Source organism: Parabacteroides sp. ASF519 (assembly GCF_000364265.2).
In the GTDB taxonomy this organism is placed as follows: domain Bacteria; phylum Bacteroidota; class Bacteroidia; order Bacteroidales; family Tannerellaceae; genus Parabacteroides; species Parabacteroides goldsteinii.
Map to the genome: position 1 here is coordinate 1,392,308 of NZ_AQFV02000006.1, position 14,419 is coordinate 1,406,726.

General features: G+C 36.8%; 16 protein-coding genes. 3 read left to right on the plus strand and 13 right to left on the minus strand.

Features of this window, described 5'->3' with window-relative positions:
- Window positions 1-11 precede the first annotated feature (11 nt).
- The 13 genes from C825_RS05375 to C825_RS05435 all read right to left on the minus strand — a co-directional run bounded on the left by C825_RS05375 (window position 12) and on the right by C825_RS05435 (window position 11,698).
- Window positions 12-617, minus strand: coding sequence for a hypothetical protein (locus C825_RS05375; RefSeq protein ID WP_010801704.1), 606 nt, complete (start codon window positions 615-617; stop codon window positions 12-14).
- Between the two features lie 65 nt (window positions 618-682).
- Window positions 683-4,720, minus strand: coding sequence for a hypothetical protein (locus C825_RS05380; protein WP_010801705.1), 4,038 nt, complete (start codon window positions 4,718-4,720; stop codon window positions 683-685).
- A gap of 17 nt (window positions 4,721-4,737) precedes the next feature.
- Complete coding sequence (locus C825_RS05385) at window positions 4,738-5,136, minus strand: hypothetical protein (protein ID WP_010801706.1); 399 nt, start codon at window positions 5,134-5,136, stop codon at window positions 4,738-4,740.
- Window positions 5,133-5,462: a hypothetical protein gene (locus C825_RS05390; protein WP_010801707.1), complete on the minus strand. Its 330-nt coding sequence runs from the start codon at window positions 5,460-5,462 to the stop codon at window positions 5,133-5,135. The genes C825_RS05385 and C825_RS05390 overlap by 4 nt, the downstream gene beginning before the upstream one ends.
- Before the next feature lie 69 nt (window positions 5,463-5,531).
- Window positions 5,532-6,035 carry a hypothetical protein gene (locus C825_RS05395; RefSeq protein ID WP_010801708.1) on the minus strand — a complete coding sequence of 168 codons (504 nt, stop codon included), beginning with the start codon at window positions 6,033-6,035 and terminating at the stop codon, window positions 5,532-5,534.
- A 10-nt stretch (window positions 6,036-6,045) separates the two neighbouring features.
- Window positions 6,046-6,525, minus strand: coding sequence for a hypothetical protein (locus C825_RS05400; RefSeq protein WP_010801709.1), 480 nt, complete (start codon window positions 6,523-6,525; stop codon window positions 6,046-6,048).
- The gene (locus tag C825_RS05405; RefSeq protein ID WP_010801710.1) at window positions 6,525-7,565 is read right to left on the minus strand and encodes a DUF6371 domain-containing protein; all 1,041 of its coding nucleotides are present in this window, start codon (window positions 7,563-7,565) and stop codon (window positions 6,525-6,527) included. The genes C825_RS05400 and C825_RS05405 overlap by 1 nt, the downstream gene beginning before the upstream one ends.
- Before the next feature lie 10 nt (window positions 7,566-7,575).
- Entirely contained in the window at window positions 7,576-7,908 is a 333-nt protein-coding gene (locus tag C825_RS05410; RefSeq protein ID WP_010801711.1) for a hypothetical protein, read from the minus strand.
- Between the two features lie 133 nt (window positions 7,909-8,041).
- Window positions 8,042-9,145 (minus strand): AAA family ATPase, encoded by a 1,104-nt coding sequence (locus C825_RS05415; protein ID WP_044214824.1) that lies wholly within the window; start codon window positions 9,143-9,145, stop codon window positions 8,042-8,044.
- Complete coding sequence (locus C825_RS05420) at window positions 9,138-9,410, minus strand: hypothetical protein (protein ID WP_010801713.1); 273 nt, start codon at window positions 9,408-9,410, stop codon at window positions 9,138-9,140. The genes C825_RS05415 and C825_RS05420 overlap by 8 nt, the downstream gene beginning before the upstream one ends.
- Before the next feature lie 14 nt (window positions 9,411-9,424).
- A complete protein-coding gene (locus tag C825_RS05425) occupies window positions 9,425-9,715 on the minus strand; it encodes a helix-turn-helix domain-containing protein (protein ID WP_044214908.1) in 291 nt (96 codons plus the stop codon).
- Between the two features lie 278 nt (window positions 9,716-9,993).
- Window positions 9,994-10,503, minus strand: coding sequence for a hypothetical protein (locus C825_RS05430; protein WP_135033572.1), 510 nt, complete (start codon window positions 10,501-10,503; stop codon window positions 9,994-9,996).
- Between the two features lie 4 nt (window positions 10,504-10,507).
- Entirely contained in the window at window positions 10,508-11,698 is a 1,191-nt protein-coding gene (locus C825_RS05435) for a site-specific integrase (RefSeq protein ID WP_010801716.1), read from the minus strand.
- Between the two features lie 418 nt (window positions 11,699-12,116).
- Between C825_RS05435 and C825_RS05440 the strand changes: the two genes are divergently transcribed.
- Genes C825_RS05440 through C825_RS05450 form a run of 3 tightly spaced genes read left to right on the plus strand, consistent with a single transcriptional unit; the run spans window position 12,117 to window position 14,418 of the window.
- A complete protein-coding gene (locus C825_RS05440) occupies window positions 12,117-12,497 on the plus strand; it encodes a GntR family transcriptional regulator (protein WP_007655329.1) in 381 nt (126 codons plus the stop codon).
- Window positions 12,498-12,502: 5 nt separating this feature from the next.
- The gene (locus C825_RS05445) at window positions 12,503-13,396 is read left to right on the plus strand and encodes a slipin family protein (RefSeq protein ID WP_007655328.1); all 894 of its coding nucleotides are present in this window, start codon (window positions 12,503-12,505) and stop codon (window positions 13,394-13,396) included.
- Window positions 13,397-13,419: 23 nt separating this feature from the next.
- On the plus strand, window positions 13,420-14,418 hold the full coding sequence (locus C825_RS05450; RefSeq protein WP_010801717.1) for a BF3164 family lipoprotein: 999 nt from the start codon (window positions 13,420-13,422) through the stop codon (window positions 14,416-14,418).
- Window position 14,419: the final 1 nt, after the last annotated feature.

The window sequence follows — 14,419 nt, forward strand, 5'->3', positions numbered from 1 at the left end:
TTACTCCGTTTTTAAATATATTCGTAATTCTCTTTTTCAATATAAAACTCTCCGTTTTCAGTTAATCGGCAAAGACATCTTCTGTCATCTTTAATACTACCAAATCCCAGACCGAAATATGGATTGTCAGATACAAAGGCGTTTAATTCATCAATAGCCTTTTTGACGTTTTGAACCAATTCCTCCGCCTGTATCCTGGAATCTGTTGGTTGGATCGTATACTCTTCTTCCTTTTGATTTAACCAGGCAGGGGAAAGAATTACATTTCCGTTTTCGACTTCATAGGCACCAACATCTAATGGTCTTAAGCTGCCTGAGCGAAGAATTGTGTACAATTCACTGGTCTTGCTATTTATCACACCTCGAAGATGGGTTATTGTATCCTCATAGTCCTTATTCCTCCGAAATAAGGCTTTTATCCGGGAAGTGTCTTTTCGTGCCATATCTTCCGCTTGTTTATAAAGCAATTTACAACCATCCCGCAAATCTTTCAACTCGGTAGTTGAAAAGTTAAATCCCTCGTTCAGCATATCGTTTACAATAGGCTGAATCCTTTCAATTTGCAATCTGTGGCGGCTTATTTCTATTTCCAGGCCACTCTTTTTAATTAGTTCCATCTTTATTTATTTTATGTTTATAATACCCGTCGAATGTTACACATGTTAGATTCGACGGATTGTTTTTATCTATTTACGTATAAACCGTTTGTTCTCACATAACTAACATCTTCATTCATCCCCTTTGTATCGGATCTGATTGTCTTTAGGATTGCACCTATATCTTCCGTATTATCCGCAATCCTATTATTGATATTTTTTATATCACTGGACAATTCTTTTATTGCTTCTACATTCTTCCAACCATCGTAACTCTGTCGGGTAAGATCTTTGATGCTACCTGCTATATCGTATGATGATGTTGTCATTTTATCCAAATAGATAAGACCAGCAGTAAATTTACCGTCCAATTTTTCTCCAGTATCCTGAGACATGGATGCCAGACCTTTGGCTTTAGCAGTACGATCATCCGATTGATCAGAACTATCAGGGGTAAATATATCGAACCCTTTCTCTGCTGCCATCTTTTGGTAATCTTTAAGCAATTTATTTGCTAAAGACTGTTGATTGACTGCATCATTTACAAGATTATTAAGTATATTAGACCATTTATTAAACTTTTGTTCATCTGTCAAACCAGCCTCTTGCATAGTATCCAACATGTCTTGTTGTGCTTTTTTCATCAATGGACCTAATGTTACAGAATAAACCATTTGTTTAGCTAATGTTTCTAACATATCAGAAACGGAATCTACATACGATTTAGCCGCATCTGTCCCATTTACCCAAGCATCAACCAAAGCATCAGTCATCGTATTACCCAGATCACCGAATATGTCAGTTAAGTAACCCCTTACTTCTTCTATGGCTTCTTGATAAGATTTCCAATAATCTGACATTTCTTGTAGATATTTCTGGTTTTCTTCGCTCAACTTTTTAAATGTATCTGTACCCAAGAATTTTTCTAAAGCATCCATGTTTACAGAACCATTATCATTAAACAGTTCTGGTACAGCATCTTTCAATGATTGGTATTTTGCGCTTCTAAACCAAGTAGAATGTCGTATTTGTATCTGCATGTCTGCGACAGATTCAGCAATAGAGTTGTAACTATTTTTTACCCCTTCTGCTTCGGCTATCAAACCGATAAGACCAGTGTATTTTTTTCGATTAGCGGCATTATTTTGAGTCTCATTAAAACGCTGGAGAGCATCATTTGCAGCGTTAATATTTTTTTTTGCATTTTTCCATAAATCTTCTCCAAATATGCTATCATATTCATTTTCTCCTATGCGAGCATTTAATTTTGTGATTTCAAGTTCGTGGTTTAATTTGGCCATTTCTTTACGAAATTCTGCCATGTAATCCGTCCGTTTAAATAGACTGATAATAGAAGTTGCAATTTTTAATGCAGCAGAAATAACAGTCAGGATAACAGATGCTTGTTCTACTTTTATTATCGCTTCAGTTGCACCTTCAGCCGCTCTCTCTGTCGCTATTGTAGACCAATTAGACAAAGTTACAATGCTGTCAATCATTTGCAATGTTGATGAGGATATATTGCCAGCGGCTTTAATGATTTCACCAACTGTACCACCTACAGCATCCCCTATTTCGTCAAACTCTTTATCTACTTTTTGCAAAGTACTATACAAATTCTGCCATTCTTTTATTGTTCTTTTACCAGGAGATACATTATTTTGTGTAGCTTGTTTGATGCCTATTGTATTTTCCAATGTGGCCACTTTTGCCCGCATTGTAGCTAATTTCGGATCATTGGGATTTATAAATTCTTGACGCTGTAATTCTTCTTTAGCAAGCATCAACATTTCCCGTAACTTTTCCAAACTTAAATTAGCAACATTATCGGCCCATACTTGAAATGATTCCTGACGTATTGCAAATTCAGAATCGATAGCATCATAAGTTTCCTTTCGCTGATATTCCAATTCGCTGATACGTTCTTGCGATGCTCCAGCGTTTTCTAATGCCGTTCTGTCTTTATCAAATTTCTTTTGAGCTTCAAGCCGTTTAGCTGTGTAATCTTGATATTTAGATAGTAAGTCTTTATAGTATTTAGCAAGATCAGCACTTTGTCTTTTCCTTGTTAGAAACTCTATAGCGTCAAATACAGACGTCTGAGGAGAAACTGAGGTAGAATCAAATGTTTGTTTCTTATAATTGGGGTTCTGTTTTGCTTTGAGATCTTCTTGTGCTTCAAAAATCTCTTTCTGTGCTTGTTTATAAGCTCTAATATATTCTTCTTTCTGTCTTTGCAGAGCTTGTAGTTCCTTTTTATTATTAAGCTCTCTTTGTGCCAGTTCTTTATCATATCCTTCATCCATCGCATTAATGCGCTCTTGCGCTACTTGATTTTCCAAGTCTATTTCTTCTTTAATCCTTGCAATGGCATTTTTCGACATAAGTTCCAATATTCGATTCCGTTGATCTGATATAGCATTTTCTTCTTTAGTAGACTTTCCTGTTATCGCTTCCAGTTTAGCTTGTTCAGCCTTTATTTCTGTTTCAATTCGTTGATATTCTTTAGGATCAACTACTTTTTCTAACTCCTGTTGTTTTTTTGTAATAGCGGCTTTTATGGCACCTACAGATCCTTCCACTAAAGAGTTTGTAAGATTTATACCTGCTTCTTTTAGTTTTTCCGTTCCTTCCTCTTCTGCCGTAATGACATCATTAATTAAAGCATTAAAAGATTCCAGGTACTTTTTTGCCTCTTCTTCTGTTGCTGTCTTCTTTAAATTCTTGCCAGTATAAGAAGTAACACCTCCAAACATACCATTCTGAACATAATATGTTCTTTCTTCGGGCATGGCTTCCGCTTCTCTCATCTTTTCAAGATATCTTACGTACTCCTCCGATGCTAACTTCATGGTTGCTGTGGCTTTTGCTTTAGCGATAATACTTTCCACAAAAGCGGCTTTATTGTTGATTAAAAGGTTTTCTGCTTCTTTTACAGAATTAATGGACGTCCCTGTACTATCAAAAGCATCTTTATTATCAAGTATAAACTTTTCTTGTGCTTTGATATCTCCACCTAACTTTTTCCAGGCCGCCGACATTTTTTCTAATGTAGCAATAGTATTACCAGATGTTTCACTAACGTTTTTATTAAAATCTTCTGTCGTTTTATAAGTCTCGGATAACGCTTTCTTTGCAACAAATAACGATTTAGTCCAATCAATAATTTCTTTGCCGTATAAAGACAGCACCGTTATACCTGCTACTAATGCTGTTTGCCAGGAAAAAATAGAAGATATCAACTGTTTCCATACCGGTGTGGCCTTTTTATTTTCTGCAATTAATGCTTTATACTCTTTTCTCGCCCGTTGTAATTCATCAGCTAACATCGGAAGATTATTAGAGATGGCAAGAAAAAAAGTATTTGCCGAAACGGCCAAAGATGGCAATTCTCTGGCTAATTGTTGGACTTGAACATTTAACCCGTTCCAACCAGATGCATAATTACCGACATTACGTTGAAATCTCATAGTTGATTGCTCCGCCGCACTAAGTTCAGCATTAACTTCACGTATTTGTGTGACTAATTCCTTTCCTGTGGCACCGTTACGAAGGTCACGAGAAAGATTGTCGTATTGCATATTAAGTAATGATAATTGCCTACGAAGCGAATTAAGGCTACCTTCTTGCGCTTGGCTAATTTTTATGTTACTGGTGTATTCTTTAGATAAAGCTCGTACACCATCAGTTGTAACCTTTAATTGTGCATTTAAAGCAGCCCATTTATTAGCATTAGCCTGACCGGAAGTTCCATTCCTTTCCGCCTCGCTCATCGTATTAAATTCTTTCGTCAACTTCTTCATCTGCAATTTTATCCCTTCTATTGAATCAGCATAGCCTTTGAAAGAGTTTGCCGCATCATCATTACTCTTTCGAATTTTTTGAGAATCCTCAACTATCTTTTTAGAGATGTCTACTTGCGCTAAAGCTGTATTAATTTCTGCGAATTTCTTTTTGAGTTTATCAATTTCTGTACTTATGTTCTCAAATTCTTTATACAATTTATCAAATTTGAGACTGCTCTTGCTTAATGATTCGAGAGATGTTTTTAACTCTTTTATCCTTTTTATTAGTTGATTGAATTTTGTCAAATCAGCATCAATATTAAATCTTAATCCTGCCATAACTTTTTAATAACTTATTATTTACTAAATTTTTTCCTTGCTTTTCTTTCTATATTAAAAGCCGCATCAGAAAGAACATCGAGACCTTTCGCCTCTACGTATGAAGCATACTCCATTCCGTCGGCTAGGATGATTCCGTTTTTCGGCCGTTTTCCGTAAATAAGAAGATTTTGCGTTTTATCTTTAGCAGCTTGGTGCCCTGCTTCCGCAGGGACATACAAGTCCACTATTTCTCCTTCTATAACTACAGCCGATCCGGGAGCAGAACGAAGATTTCCAGTGTGATTTTTATATTCCCCGTTCTTTTTGGCATAATCAACACCGTCATGGGACAGTTCTATCATACGCTGTTTTATATCTTCTTCTGCACCCAGTATAAATTTATCTAAGCCAGAGACATTTACGTCTATTTTCATTTTGGCATTGCAATTATATTTGATATACTTTCTACAGCAGTATAGATGTCTCTCGTGTCTTTTTCCATGTCACTATACATAACAGAGACAGCTTCTACTAACTCATCCTTGGTACCTAATGATAATTCTTTAACCAGCGATAAGTTACCTTGAATCAAACAAGAAAGAATTTTGCAAAGGATTTCTTTGTCAAATTCTTGGAATATTTCTTCAATACTATTTCTATTCGGTACATCCTTTAAATATTCTCCTGCAAGAGTTATTTTCTTTATTGTAGGTGAGGTTATATTATAACTGCGATACCCGATAATAAAAATTCTATTCATATCGATAATTTTAATTGATTAATAAATATTTGTAGCTATTGTAAATCTTACTTTGTTTATTAGCATTAATCATACTATTTTAGCTAATACTCCGATCAGTTCTTTTGCCGAATCTCGTTCTATTGGCATATGACAGCATCCATCATCGGGAATATCTTCTTTTTCTATTCCTTCAATTATCAAAAGAGGTTCGTTAACTGGATTGCCCTTTAAATCTTTGGGTTGTTGAACGGAAACCACCCAATCGGCATATTCACAGTTTAACGATAATCCCATTGTGGGAACATCTTCTGTGCTATATTTCAATAGTTTAATAGCAAGCTCTTTCGCTTCCTCTTTCGATAATTCAACACAAGCAGGTTGATTACCAACTCTGACACCTTTATGATGAAATAATCTAAGAGTTATCTTGTCATCATTATCTTTTAGGACCCCACATAAAAATGTCCCTATGCCAAAAACGGTGTCAGGCATGTTATTGCTCAATGCCCGTTCCAATATATCTTTTGTCGCTACACCCCGGGATTTCTCACTACCCTTAGCCCAATCAATAATTTTTTTAATTCTAGTCATACTCTTGTTTTTAGTGATTATTTATTTCGTTTAAAAAGTCGTCGTAACATTTAACGATAGCATAATGACCGCCAGCAGCTTTAATTTTTGCCTCAACATCTCTCTGTATATCCGACTGGCGATCCTTACCTATTTTGATCTCAAAATTGTACACCTTGCCGTTATAGGTCACTTGTACATCGGCAATACCTTTCGTTGTACCGGACTTGCGCCAGCATCCCAGATGCGAATCATATTGTCCCTGGCTATTCTGACGCTGATAGAAGGCATTATTAACCTTTGACCAAGCATCTATACATTTAGCCAAAGAATTGGCTGTATCGTCCCGAAATGAGGTCTTAAATCGGCAATGTTTAGGTATAGAGCTATCCCGGTATTTCCAATCGAAATAATCTTCCTCTAATTGCTTCACGCTATCCGGCTTCATATACCGGGATTTGGCCGGTTTCTTTATCTTTGCTATCGTAGGAATTAAATCATTCGTATTCATTACGCAATAAGTTTTAAATCAAATGTTTCAATTAATGATTTCAGTACCGGGTTAATACCTAACAGTGTATCCAACGTATTCGGAGCCGGTCTACAATCAGTCATAAGATCACGTATTAACCAATCTGCCAGGTCGATCTTATTAGTCCTATCCTGATCGGTCGCATTCTTTTCCAATATATCCGATACCAGGACATTACACCCTATGGATTCAAGCTCTTTGGCCTTATCTTTCCAGTAGTCGAACCCGTCTACATCGGGGAACGCTAGAACCGTTCTTCCATGCAATACCTTCATCTTTTCAATAGATAGCTGGCTTTTGCCGCCTGTGGCCAACCATATGTATTCAGGGTACACACCAGACGCAATCAAGGCTGATTTCTCACTTTCTACCAATGCTACCGGCTTTTTAGGGTACATCTTCAAAAGCTGCTCACCGAATAGGCATTGAACCAGGTTGAAATTGTCCGGCAATAGCTTCTTTTTCTTCAATATCGAATGAACCCAGTTGATGCCACCTGCATCTTTTACCCTATGTCCGGTTTCCGGGTTGTACCGCATGATCTTACCGGTTCGAGCTTTGCCATTGATATCAATCTGCCAGTAGATGATACAACCGTCTTTAGTGGCTCCCAAAGCGTAATCATTCATCAGTCTTTCAATCGTAGGTGATTCCAGCGTATAACGGTCAAATAAGCCGCACAAGAAGCGGATAAACGAACTATTATAGCTTACAGCCTTTTCAACGTATTGAAAAGGAATATAGCCTACTTCCTGTTGAGGCTTCTGTATTGTTTTTTGTCGGACAGGAGTTACAAACCGTTCTTTCTCTACCGGATTATCAATAAAGAACTGTTTCGGTGTATAGTGGTATCCGCAACTACTTTCGTGATTGCACCGTCCTACCGTTTTGGCTATCGGTTCCCCTGTATTGCCGTCCAGGTAATAGGCGAACGAGTGAGGATCGCCACACAACGGACATTCATGCCGGGAAGATCGACCGGCGTATTTTTCCAGATATGGTTGATTGTAATTTGTCATAACCAAAGTATTACGGTTTGAAGCTGAAAGCATACTTCAGGAACATTGCAAACGTCAGATTGTCAACATACAAGTATTTGAACATCATAAAACCATTACTTTCTGTACAATCATCATCAATCTCTATATCCATTTTATGATCGTAACTTTCGATATATCCCTCTTCCAAGCCGATATAAAGTTGTCCCTTTTCAAGCATTATACGCAGCCCTTCGAATGTGTCAGTAATATATTCTTTAGGCGTAAGATTACAAAAGAGACGAAGTGAAGGTATATCCTCAACCTTAGTGCAAATGACAATTTGAGTATTGATATCTGAAATTTTATTTTTTACTGTTTCCATATTGCTAATCTTGTTTTTTTATTCGGTGACAAAAATGGTATGGTAGGTAAGGTACTCCTAAAGGAGTAGTACCTACCTACCATACATTTTTTTTAAGTGCGGTATGGTAGTATGGTACTTACCTACCATACGGTTAAAACTGCAATTGTTCTGCAATGAATTGGTATTTTTCATGTTTGCTTGATTCTACTTTTGTTAGAAATTTTTCGTTAATATAATATTCGACAAATTTACGTGCCGTTTTGTCACTAATACCGAACTCTTCACATACAGGACTGTTTAACGCAGTTTTTGTAATTGGGTGCTCGGCAGCTTTCCTGAGAAATGCAAAATGAATATTCTTATCTATATCTGCCGGTTTTTTTTCTTTTAGCACCTCTTTAGGTTGATCCTTTGCAAGTAATTCAAATGGCCTTCGTCCTCCTGTAGCAGAAAAACAGAAATTCTCGTCCATTCTAAGCACATAGGAGGCTTTTTTTGCTTCGGCTGGTATGTAATTGCCTTTTACAATACAAAGGTGTCTTAAATCGTCTCGTTCACGGTCTAACCGAAATTCAAACATAAGCCTCATCTTTGCCTCAAAGCTCTGCGATCCGACTGCGTTGTTTTTTGACGGTGCCAAATCTTCTGTTCGCTTGCCTGTATGATGTAAAAAAGCAACACAACAACCGAAGTCTTTAGCAATCTTACCATACTCGTTAAGAAATTGTCGGGTTTGGGTCGCATCTTTGGAGTCTTTACCAGTAAATACATCGGAATAAGCATCAATGATAACTGCATCCGCTGGTTCTTCCGTCAGGGCGTTTCGTATCGCCTCAATAACATTATCTACATCATAAACGAAACGAATCCTATTAGCCTGTTCTATGGTTATTTTCATCGTTTTATTTTGCTTACGAAGTAAAAAGGCTGTTGCTTGCATGTCGTCTTCAGTTGATACGAATATGACATTTTGGAATCTGCCAGTATATTTGAATCCCAAAAAATCAGATCCTTTTACAATTGACATAGCCATTTGACGATAAAGCATTGACTTACCAGTATCAGATGCTCCTACCTCTGCAACAAGGCCTATTCTCGGTATTAAATCAGCAAACAACATAGGGACTTCCTCAACTTCCATTTGTAGAAGTTCTCCCCCTCGGATAATATGCTTGTTATCAGTTGTCTGCTTTCCAGATGAATTAATCTGTTGCAATTCAGCTTTAATCATGTCTGTATATGATGTTTCATTCATGATTAACAGGGTTCTCTTGCGCCAGCCAGTAAAGTTTACATCTATTTGATTGTCGGATATCCTGTATATTCAGTCCTTCCCTACGGAGATCTGATATAACTTTTCTGGCATCATTGCCGCCGGTTACTAAATTGATTTCTTTCGCAGTTAATTTTCTTCCGGATCGAAAAAGTGCTTTAACTGTAGTGTGAGTTTGTTTTTTTGCACTATCTTTGTTTCCGGTTTCAGGGGCGGCTTCGGTCGCCTTTTTCTTTTTTTCTACCATAGTTCCGCCTCCTATTATCTAATCCTGTTTCTTACACAATAAGATTGTGCTTGTTGATTTATTTCGGATTCCATGATAACCCTGTTACTTTGTAACCATTGTTCTAATTCCTTACGGTTGAAATAGCACATCTTTCCCATCGGGCCTTTATAATGGGGAATTTGACGGTTCATTGTAAGTTTATACAGATAACTTCTTGAAAGTCCGCAATATTTTGCGGCTTCTTCGCTTGTCAGAACTTCTTTTGTGCAAAAAATAGTATTTGCCGTTATAAGATCGGCTATTTGCTTTAATTCCTCTGTCATAACTTTAATAATAGAGGTTTGGGCTTTCAGGTTACAGGTGCAAGGCTGCACCGTCTTTGCCCCGCAATATTTTGAGGTAAGGCTTGCACTCCTCCGCCTCATCAATTACAGAGGCAAAGGAAGCTAAAAGCAAAAACATGGAGAAAGAAAGCAGAAAAATAAATGCGGGTTAGAAATGACTGTAAAAGTTCGATTTTCTCTATTCATAGATAATCATAGATAGTCATTAATGTGACTATAGGTAGTCTATGGTAATCATAGGTAGTCATGTTAAACTCTCATTCGTTAAATTTTTTTAGTAAATCATCTAAAATAGGGTAGTCAGAACTTTGTTCTAAGCGTCTTTTATCTGACTCTGGGAGCGTTATTTGTTCGCCATGTGTATTAGAAAATAGGTTTAAAATTGAATGTGTATTAATCCAAATTGTTTCTCTGGGAAACAATGTATAAATGAAAAAACGTAATAATTGTTTGTTCTTTCTCCATATTATAGGTTTAAAAGGTGCATCTTTTTTATGTAAATATATACCAAATATCACTCTAAAGTGTTCTAATTTAGTACTTTTTGAAACAAAATCGTATGTTTTTAATCCATTTAATAGAGTGGCCGTTTTATCATTTGACGGGAGTTCTGCTAAAGAAAAAGGAACTCCTGTTGTAATAAGATGTATGAGATTCCCCAGGTTATTCCCTGTAAAATAACCGGATTTTTCATCTGATATCATATTATCTATCATTGTGCTTATCTCTTTTTTTAAGAGCATCAATTCTTTTATTCTTTCTTCCATGATATTATAAATCAAGTTTCGGTAAGCTATTTATTGCCTCTTGTTTAAGGCTGTCTATCGCCCGTGTGTATTTTTCCGTATGCTTTAATCCTGAATGTCCTAAAAGGCTTGCAACGGTCTTTATATTGGCTCCGTTGTTGAGAATATTAACAGCAAAGGAATGGCGGGCGCAATGCCAAGTTATATGTTTATCAATTCCTGCATGTTTAACCCATCTGTTTAAAGACTTGTTACAACTTTGATAGGTTGGTAAATTAAATATTTTAGACTCTTTATTCCCTCCTGACGGCTTTTCTCCGATAAGATTCAATAGTCCTTCATTCAATGGGATAACAACGCCGCTGGCAGCAGAATGACCTTTTGTCTTGTTTTGTTCAAATTTTAGTAATCGATTGGAGTAATCTACGCTTTCAAAGGTCAAGTCTTTAACATCGCAAAACCTCAAACCACAGTATAGGCAGAGTATAAAAGCTCGCCTGATTTCATTACTTTCGTATTGATAATGTGTTTTTATCAATGTTTGTATCTCATCCATAGAAAGCACATCTTTTCTTAATACTTGCTTATCTACCTTGCAAATAATTCCTGTGCATGGATTTTTTAGTATCACATCATGCTCAACAGCGTATTTTATAACCTTTTTGAATTTTTGAAAAATATTCATGGCCCCTTCACCTTTGCTTCTGCCTTGAATGTAATCGACAAAATTAGAAACCAGTTCTTTGGTGATCTGTTCGGGTTTAATGAATAGTGTATATTTGCTGTATTCTTCTGTGTCTCGTAGAAAATCTTTAAATCTGTTGAGGGTTAAAACCATCATTCGATAATCTTTCTTTGTATAATTGTCATTGTATGCCTGAAAATAATCCAGAAAGTTAATATTCCGATCTTTTTTTAATCTATAACCGTTTATATTTTCTTTGAACTCCTGTTCACGTTCGAATCTGATTTTACGGGCAAGTTCATATGTGCTTTTATTTTGTTGGCGTTCTATGGGGGTTCTTGGAGCTTGCCAAACATAGAGGCTAAGGAACTCTTTTTTTCTATTATGCTTAATTACATTTTTAGCTTTTTTTTCATCATACACCTGTGTATAACCTAGATAATACTCTAAATAGAGACTGATTTGACCATCAGAAAGTATTTTTTCTTTCAATTTGGGGTTGTCTGTCACTTTTGCGTCGTTCTTAGCCATAATTGTAACTTGTTTATTTTCTTTTGTTTTCTTATAGATGCAAATATAATATATTGTTTTTGTATGGGGTGTAAATAGGGTGTAAAAAATGACAAAATAAGAGCATTTATAGGAAGAAAAGAGAAAAAGGTAATAATTATAAATAGCAGATTGTCAGTCGTTTTATTTCTTTTGTTTTCTTTTTTATGGGCGGTTCAATCCCGGGTCTCGCTACTGAAAGGCTTACAAGAAATTGTAAGCCTTTTTTGTTTGTATCTCCTCTGTTTCTAATCTCTCCATTTAAGCTATTATCCGGATAAATCCTGCGAAATGTACTTTTTTTGAAAAAATATTGCTAAAAAGTTTGGTGGAGTGATTTTTCTTGTATCTTTGTTATATAATAATAGTACAATGTTTCTATAATATAATATATATCTATATGATTAAGTTTTTATTGGATTATTCCAGCGGCGTACCGGTGTACCGTCAGATTATTGACCAGATCATATTTGGCATAGCATCCGGACAACTTAAATTGGGTGAACAGCTTCCTACAGTCAGGGCACTTGCTGTGGAACTGAAGGTAAACCTGAATACGGTATCCAAAGCGTATAAAGAATTGGAGATCAAAAATATTCTGGAGACTCAGCAAGGTACCGGCACTTTTATCAACAAAACAGAAAATGTGGTGTCGGAAAAGGAAAGGGAAGATAAGCTGAAAGAGATTTGCATGCAGTTTTCTTCTGTAGCGTTTAGTTATGGCTTTAATCTGGATGAAGTCATGCGGGAATTGAAAGACATTGAAACCTCTAAAAAATAATAGTTATGACAACAAATGTAATTAACAAGGGATGGTTTAATCCAATTTCTCTTACAGTATTGCTGGTATTGATTTCTGTATCGATCATTCTGTCTGTTTTACAGATTGTAAATGTTCAGGTCTTTGTGCTCTTAATCCTCTTTTCCGGATTATTGGCTACTTCTATCCGCATTGCCGACCAGTGGGAGCGGGCAGTGGTGTTACGAATGGGTAAATTCAAAGGTTTAAGAGGTCCTGGTCCATTCATGATTATTCCTATTATTGACAGTGTCTCTGCCTATATCGACCAACGTGTGAGAGTAAGCGCCTTTAAGGCAGAGCAGACCCTGACCAAAGATACGGTACCGGTGAATGTGGATGCTGTTGTGTACTGGACGGTTTGGGACGTTGAAAAAGCGGCTCTGGAAGTTCAGGAATATCAAAGAGCCATTGAGCATATTGCACAGACCGGTTTAAGAGATACGATCGGTAAACATGAATTATCTACTCTCTTGCAGGAACGTGATAAAATAGCCGAAGACTTGCAACATGTTCTGGATCGGAACACAAATCCCTGGGGAATCACTTGTCAAACAGTTGGTATTAACGACATCGCCATACCTCAGGACCTGGCCGACGCCATGAGTAAAGAGGCACAAGCCGAGCGTGAAAGAAGAGCACGCGTTATCCTGGGAACGGCGGAGACTGAAATTGCCGAAAAGTTTGAACTGGCTAGTCGAAAGTACACGGATAATCCGGTAGCCCTGCATCTCAGGGGAATGAATATGTTGTTTGAAGGCTTGAAAGAAAAAGGCTCTATGGTTATTGTCCCCAGTTCGGCGCTCGATTCCATGAACCTGGGTGCCATGGGAGGTTTGGTTTCGTTGGCAAAAAGCAACGAGGCGTTTGCACACGAATGATATTTGTCTTAAAAATAGCGATTATGCGAGTTTACCTTTTTATTCTAGTATTATGTTGCTGTTTATTAGCCTCATGTAGTTCGATTGGTTCCGGTTTTCCCCTCGAAGAAACATTGACACAGGAATTAATGCCTTTGCAGGGGATAACCAATCCTATGCTGGTAGAAATAAAGTCTCCTTTTCTTATTTTAAAAAATTGGAAGATGCATGATAGTATATTTCATATATATGATCTTACCAGCCATGAATTGAAATGGGTTTTTGGTACAGAAGGACAAGGGCCGGGAGAGTTTATATCTCCGTCATTATTTCAAACGCAGCTCCCGGGTATTCTTATAGGTGATTTTGGAAAAAATGAGGTTATTCGTTTCGATATAGATCGAAACGGACAACCTGTGTTCAAAGAATCCCAGAAACTGGTTTATGACAATGCCCTCTATGATGCTGCTTTTATTAATGATTCTTTATATATTGCAGATCCTAAGTATATGCTTATTCCCAGTCTGTATCTTTTAGCTAGGGGAGATTCATTGCCACGGAAGATATGGACATACAGAAATCCGAACATACTGGATTATTCGTTAGATCCTGATAAAGGTGAGGTATATGCGAGTGAAAACCATATTGTTTTTTGTTACAGTTATAAGAAGCAGATTGATTTTATGGATACTGCCTTTAACCTTGTCAAAAGAGTGAAATTTGAGTATGATGATCCGACTGATATTACAGGAGATAATTATGATGATGTCAAAATTAGTTATACTAGAGGATATTTAGGTAAGCGTTATTTCTATGCTATGTTTTTGGGAAGATCATGGAAGAAACATCGCGAAAATTTTACTAAGGGAACTTTTCTTGAAGTATTTGATTTGGACGGTAATCCAATAATCCGATATTATTTGGAAGGAAAGTGTCCGAGTAACTTTGCTGTGGACGAAGAAACTTTCACTCTTTATGGAGCAACAGAAGACGGAGAACCGGAAGATTATTTATTAATGTACAAATTAAAAGGACTGTCATAGT

Coding starts and splice junctions, on each gene's coding strand:
- C825_RS05375 (WP_010801704.1), bottom strand. CDS start 617: ATGGAACTAATTAAAAAGAGTGGCCTGGAAATAGAAATAAGCCGCCAC.
- C825_RS05380 (WP_010801705.1), bottom strand. CDS start 4,720: ATGGCAGGATTAAGATTTAATATTGATGCTGATTTGACAAAATTCAAT.
- C825_RS05385 (WP_010801706.1), bottom strand. CDS start 5,136: ATGAAAATAGACGTAAATGTCTCTGGCTTAGATAAATTTATACTGGGT.
- C825_RS05390 (WP_010801707.1), bottom strand. CDS start 5,462: ATGAATAGAATTTTTATTATCGGGTATCGCAGTTATAATATAACCTCA.
- C825_RS05395 (WP_010801708.1), bottom strand. CDS start 6,035: ATGACTAGAATTAAAAAAATTATTGATTGGGCTAAGGGTAGTGAGAAA.
- C825_RS05400 (WP_010801709.1), bottom strand. CDS start 6,525: ATGAATACGAATGATTTAATTCCTACGATAGCAAAGATAAAGAAACCG.
- C825_RS05405 (WP_010801710.1), bottom strand. CDS start 7,565: ATGACAAATTACAATCAACCATATCTGGAAAAATACGCCGGTCGATCT.
- C825_RS05410 (WP_010801711.1), bottom strand. CDS start 7,908: ATGGAAACAGTAAAAAATAAAATTTCAGATATCAATACTCAAATTGTC.
- C825_RS05415 (WP_044214824.1), bottom strand. CDS start 9,145: ATGAATGAAACATCATATACAGACATGATTAAAGCTGAATTGCAACAG.
- C825_RS05420 (WP_010801713.1), bottom strand. CDS start 9,410: ATGGTAGAAAAAAAGAAAAAGGCGACCGAAGCCGCCCCTGAAACCGGA.
- C825_RS05425 (WP_044214908.1), bottom strand. CDS start 9,715: ATGACAGAGGAATTAAAGCAAATAGCCGATCTTATAACGGCAAATACT.
- C825_RS05430 (WP_135033572.1), bottom strand. CDS start 10,503: ATGGAAGAAAGAATAAAAGAATTGATGCTCTTAAAAAAAGAGATAAGC.
- C825_RS05435 (WP_010801716.1), bottom strand. CDS start 11,698: ATGGCTAAGAACGACGCAAAAGTGACAGACAACCCCAAATTGAAAGAA.
- C825_RS05440 (WP_007655329.1), top strand. CDS start 12,117: ATGATTAAGTTTTTATTGGATTATTCCAGCGGCGTACCGGTGTACCGT.
- C825_RS05445 (WP_007655328.1), top strand. CDS start 12,503: ATGACAACAAATGTAATTAACAAGGGATGGTTTAATCCAATTTCTCTT.
- C825_RS05450 (WP_010801717.1), top strand. CDS start 13,420: ATGCGAGTTTACCTTTTTATTCTAGTATTATGTTGCTGTTTATTAGCC.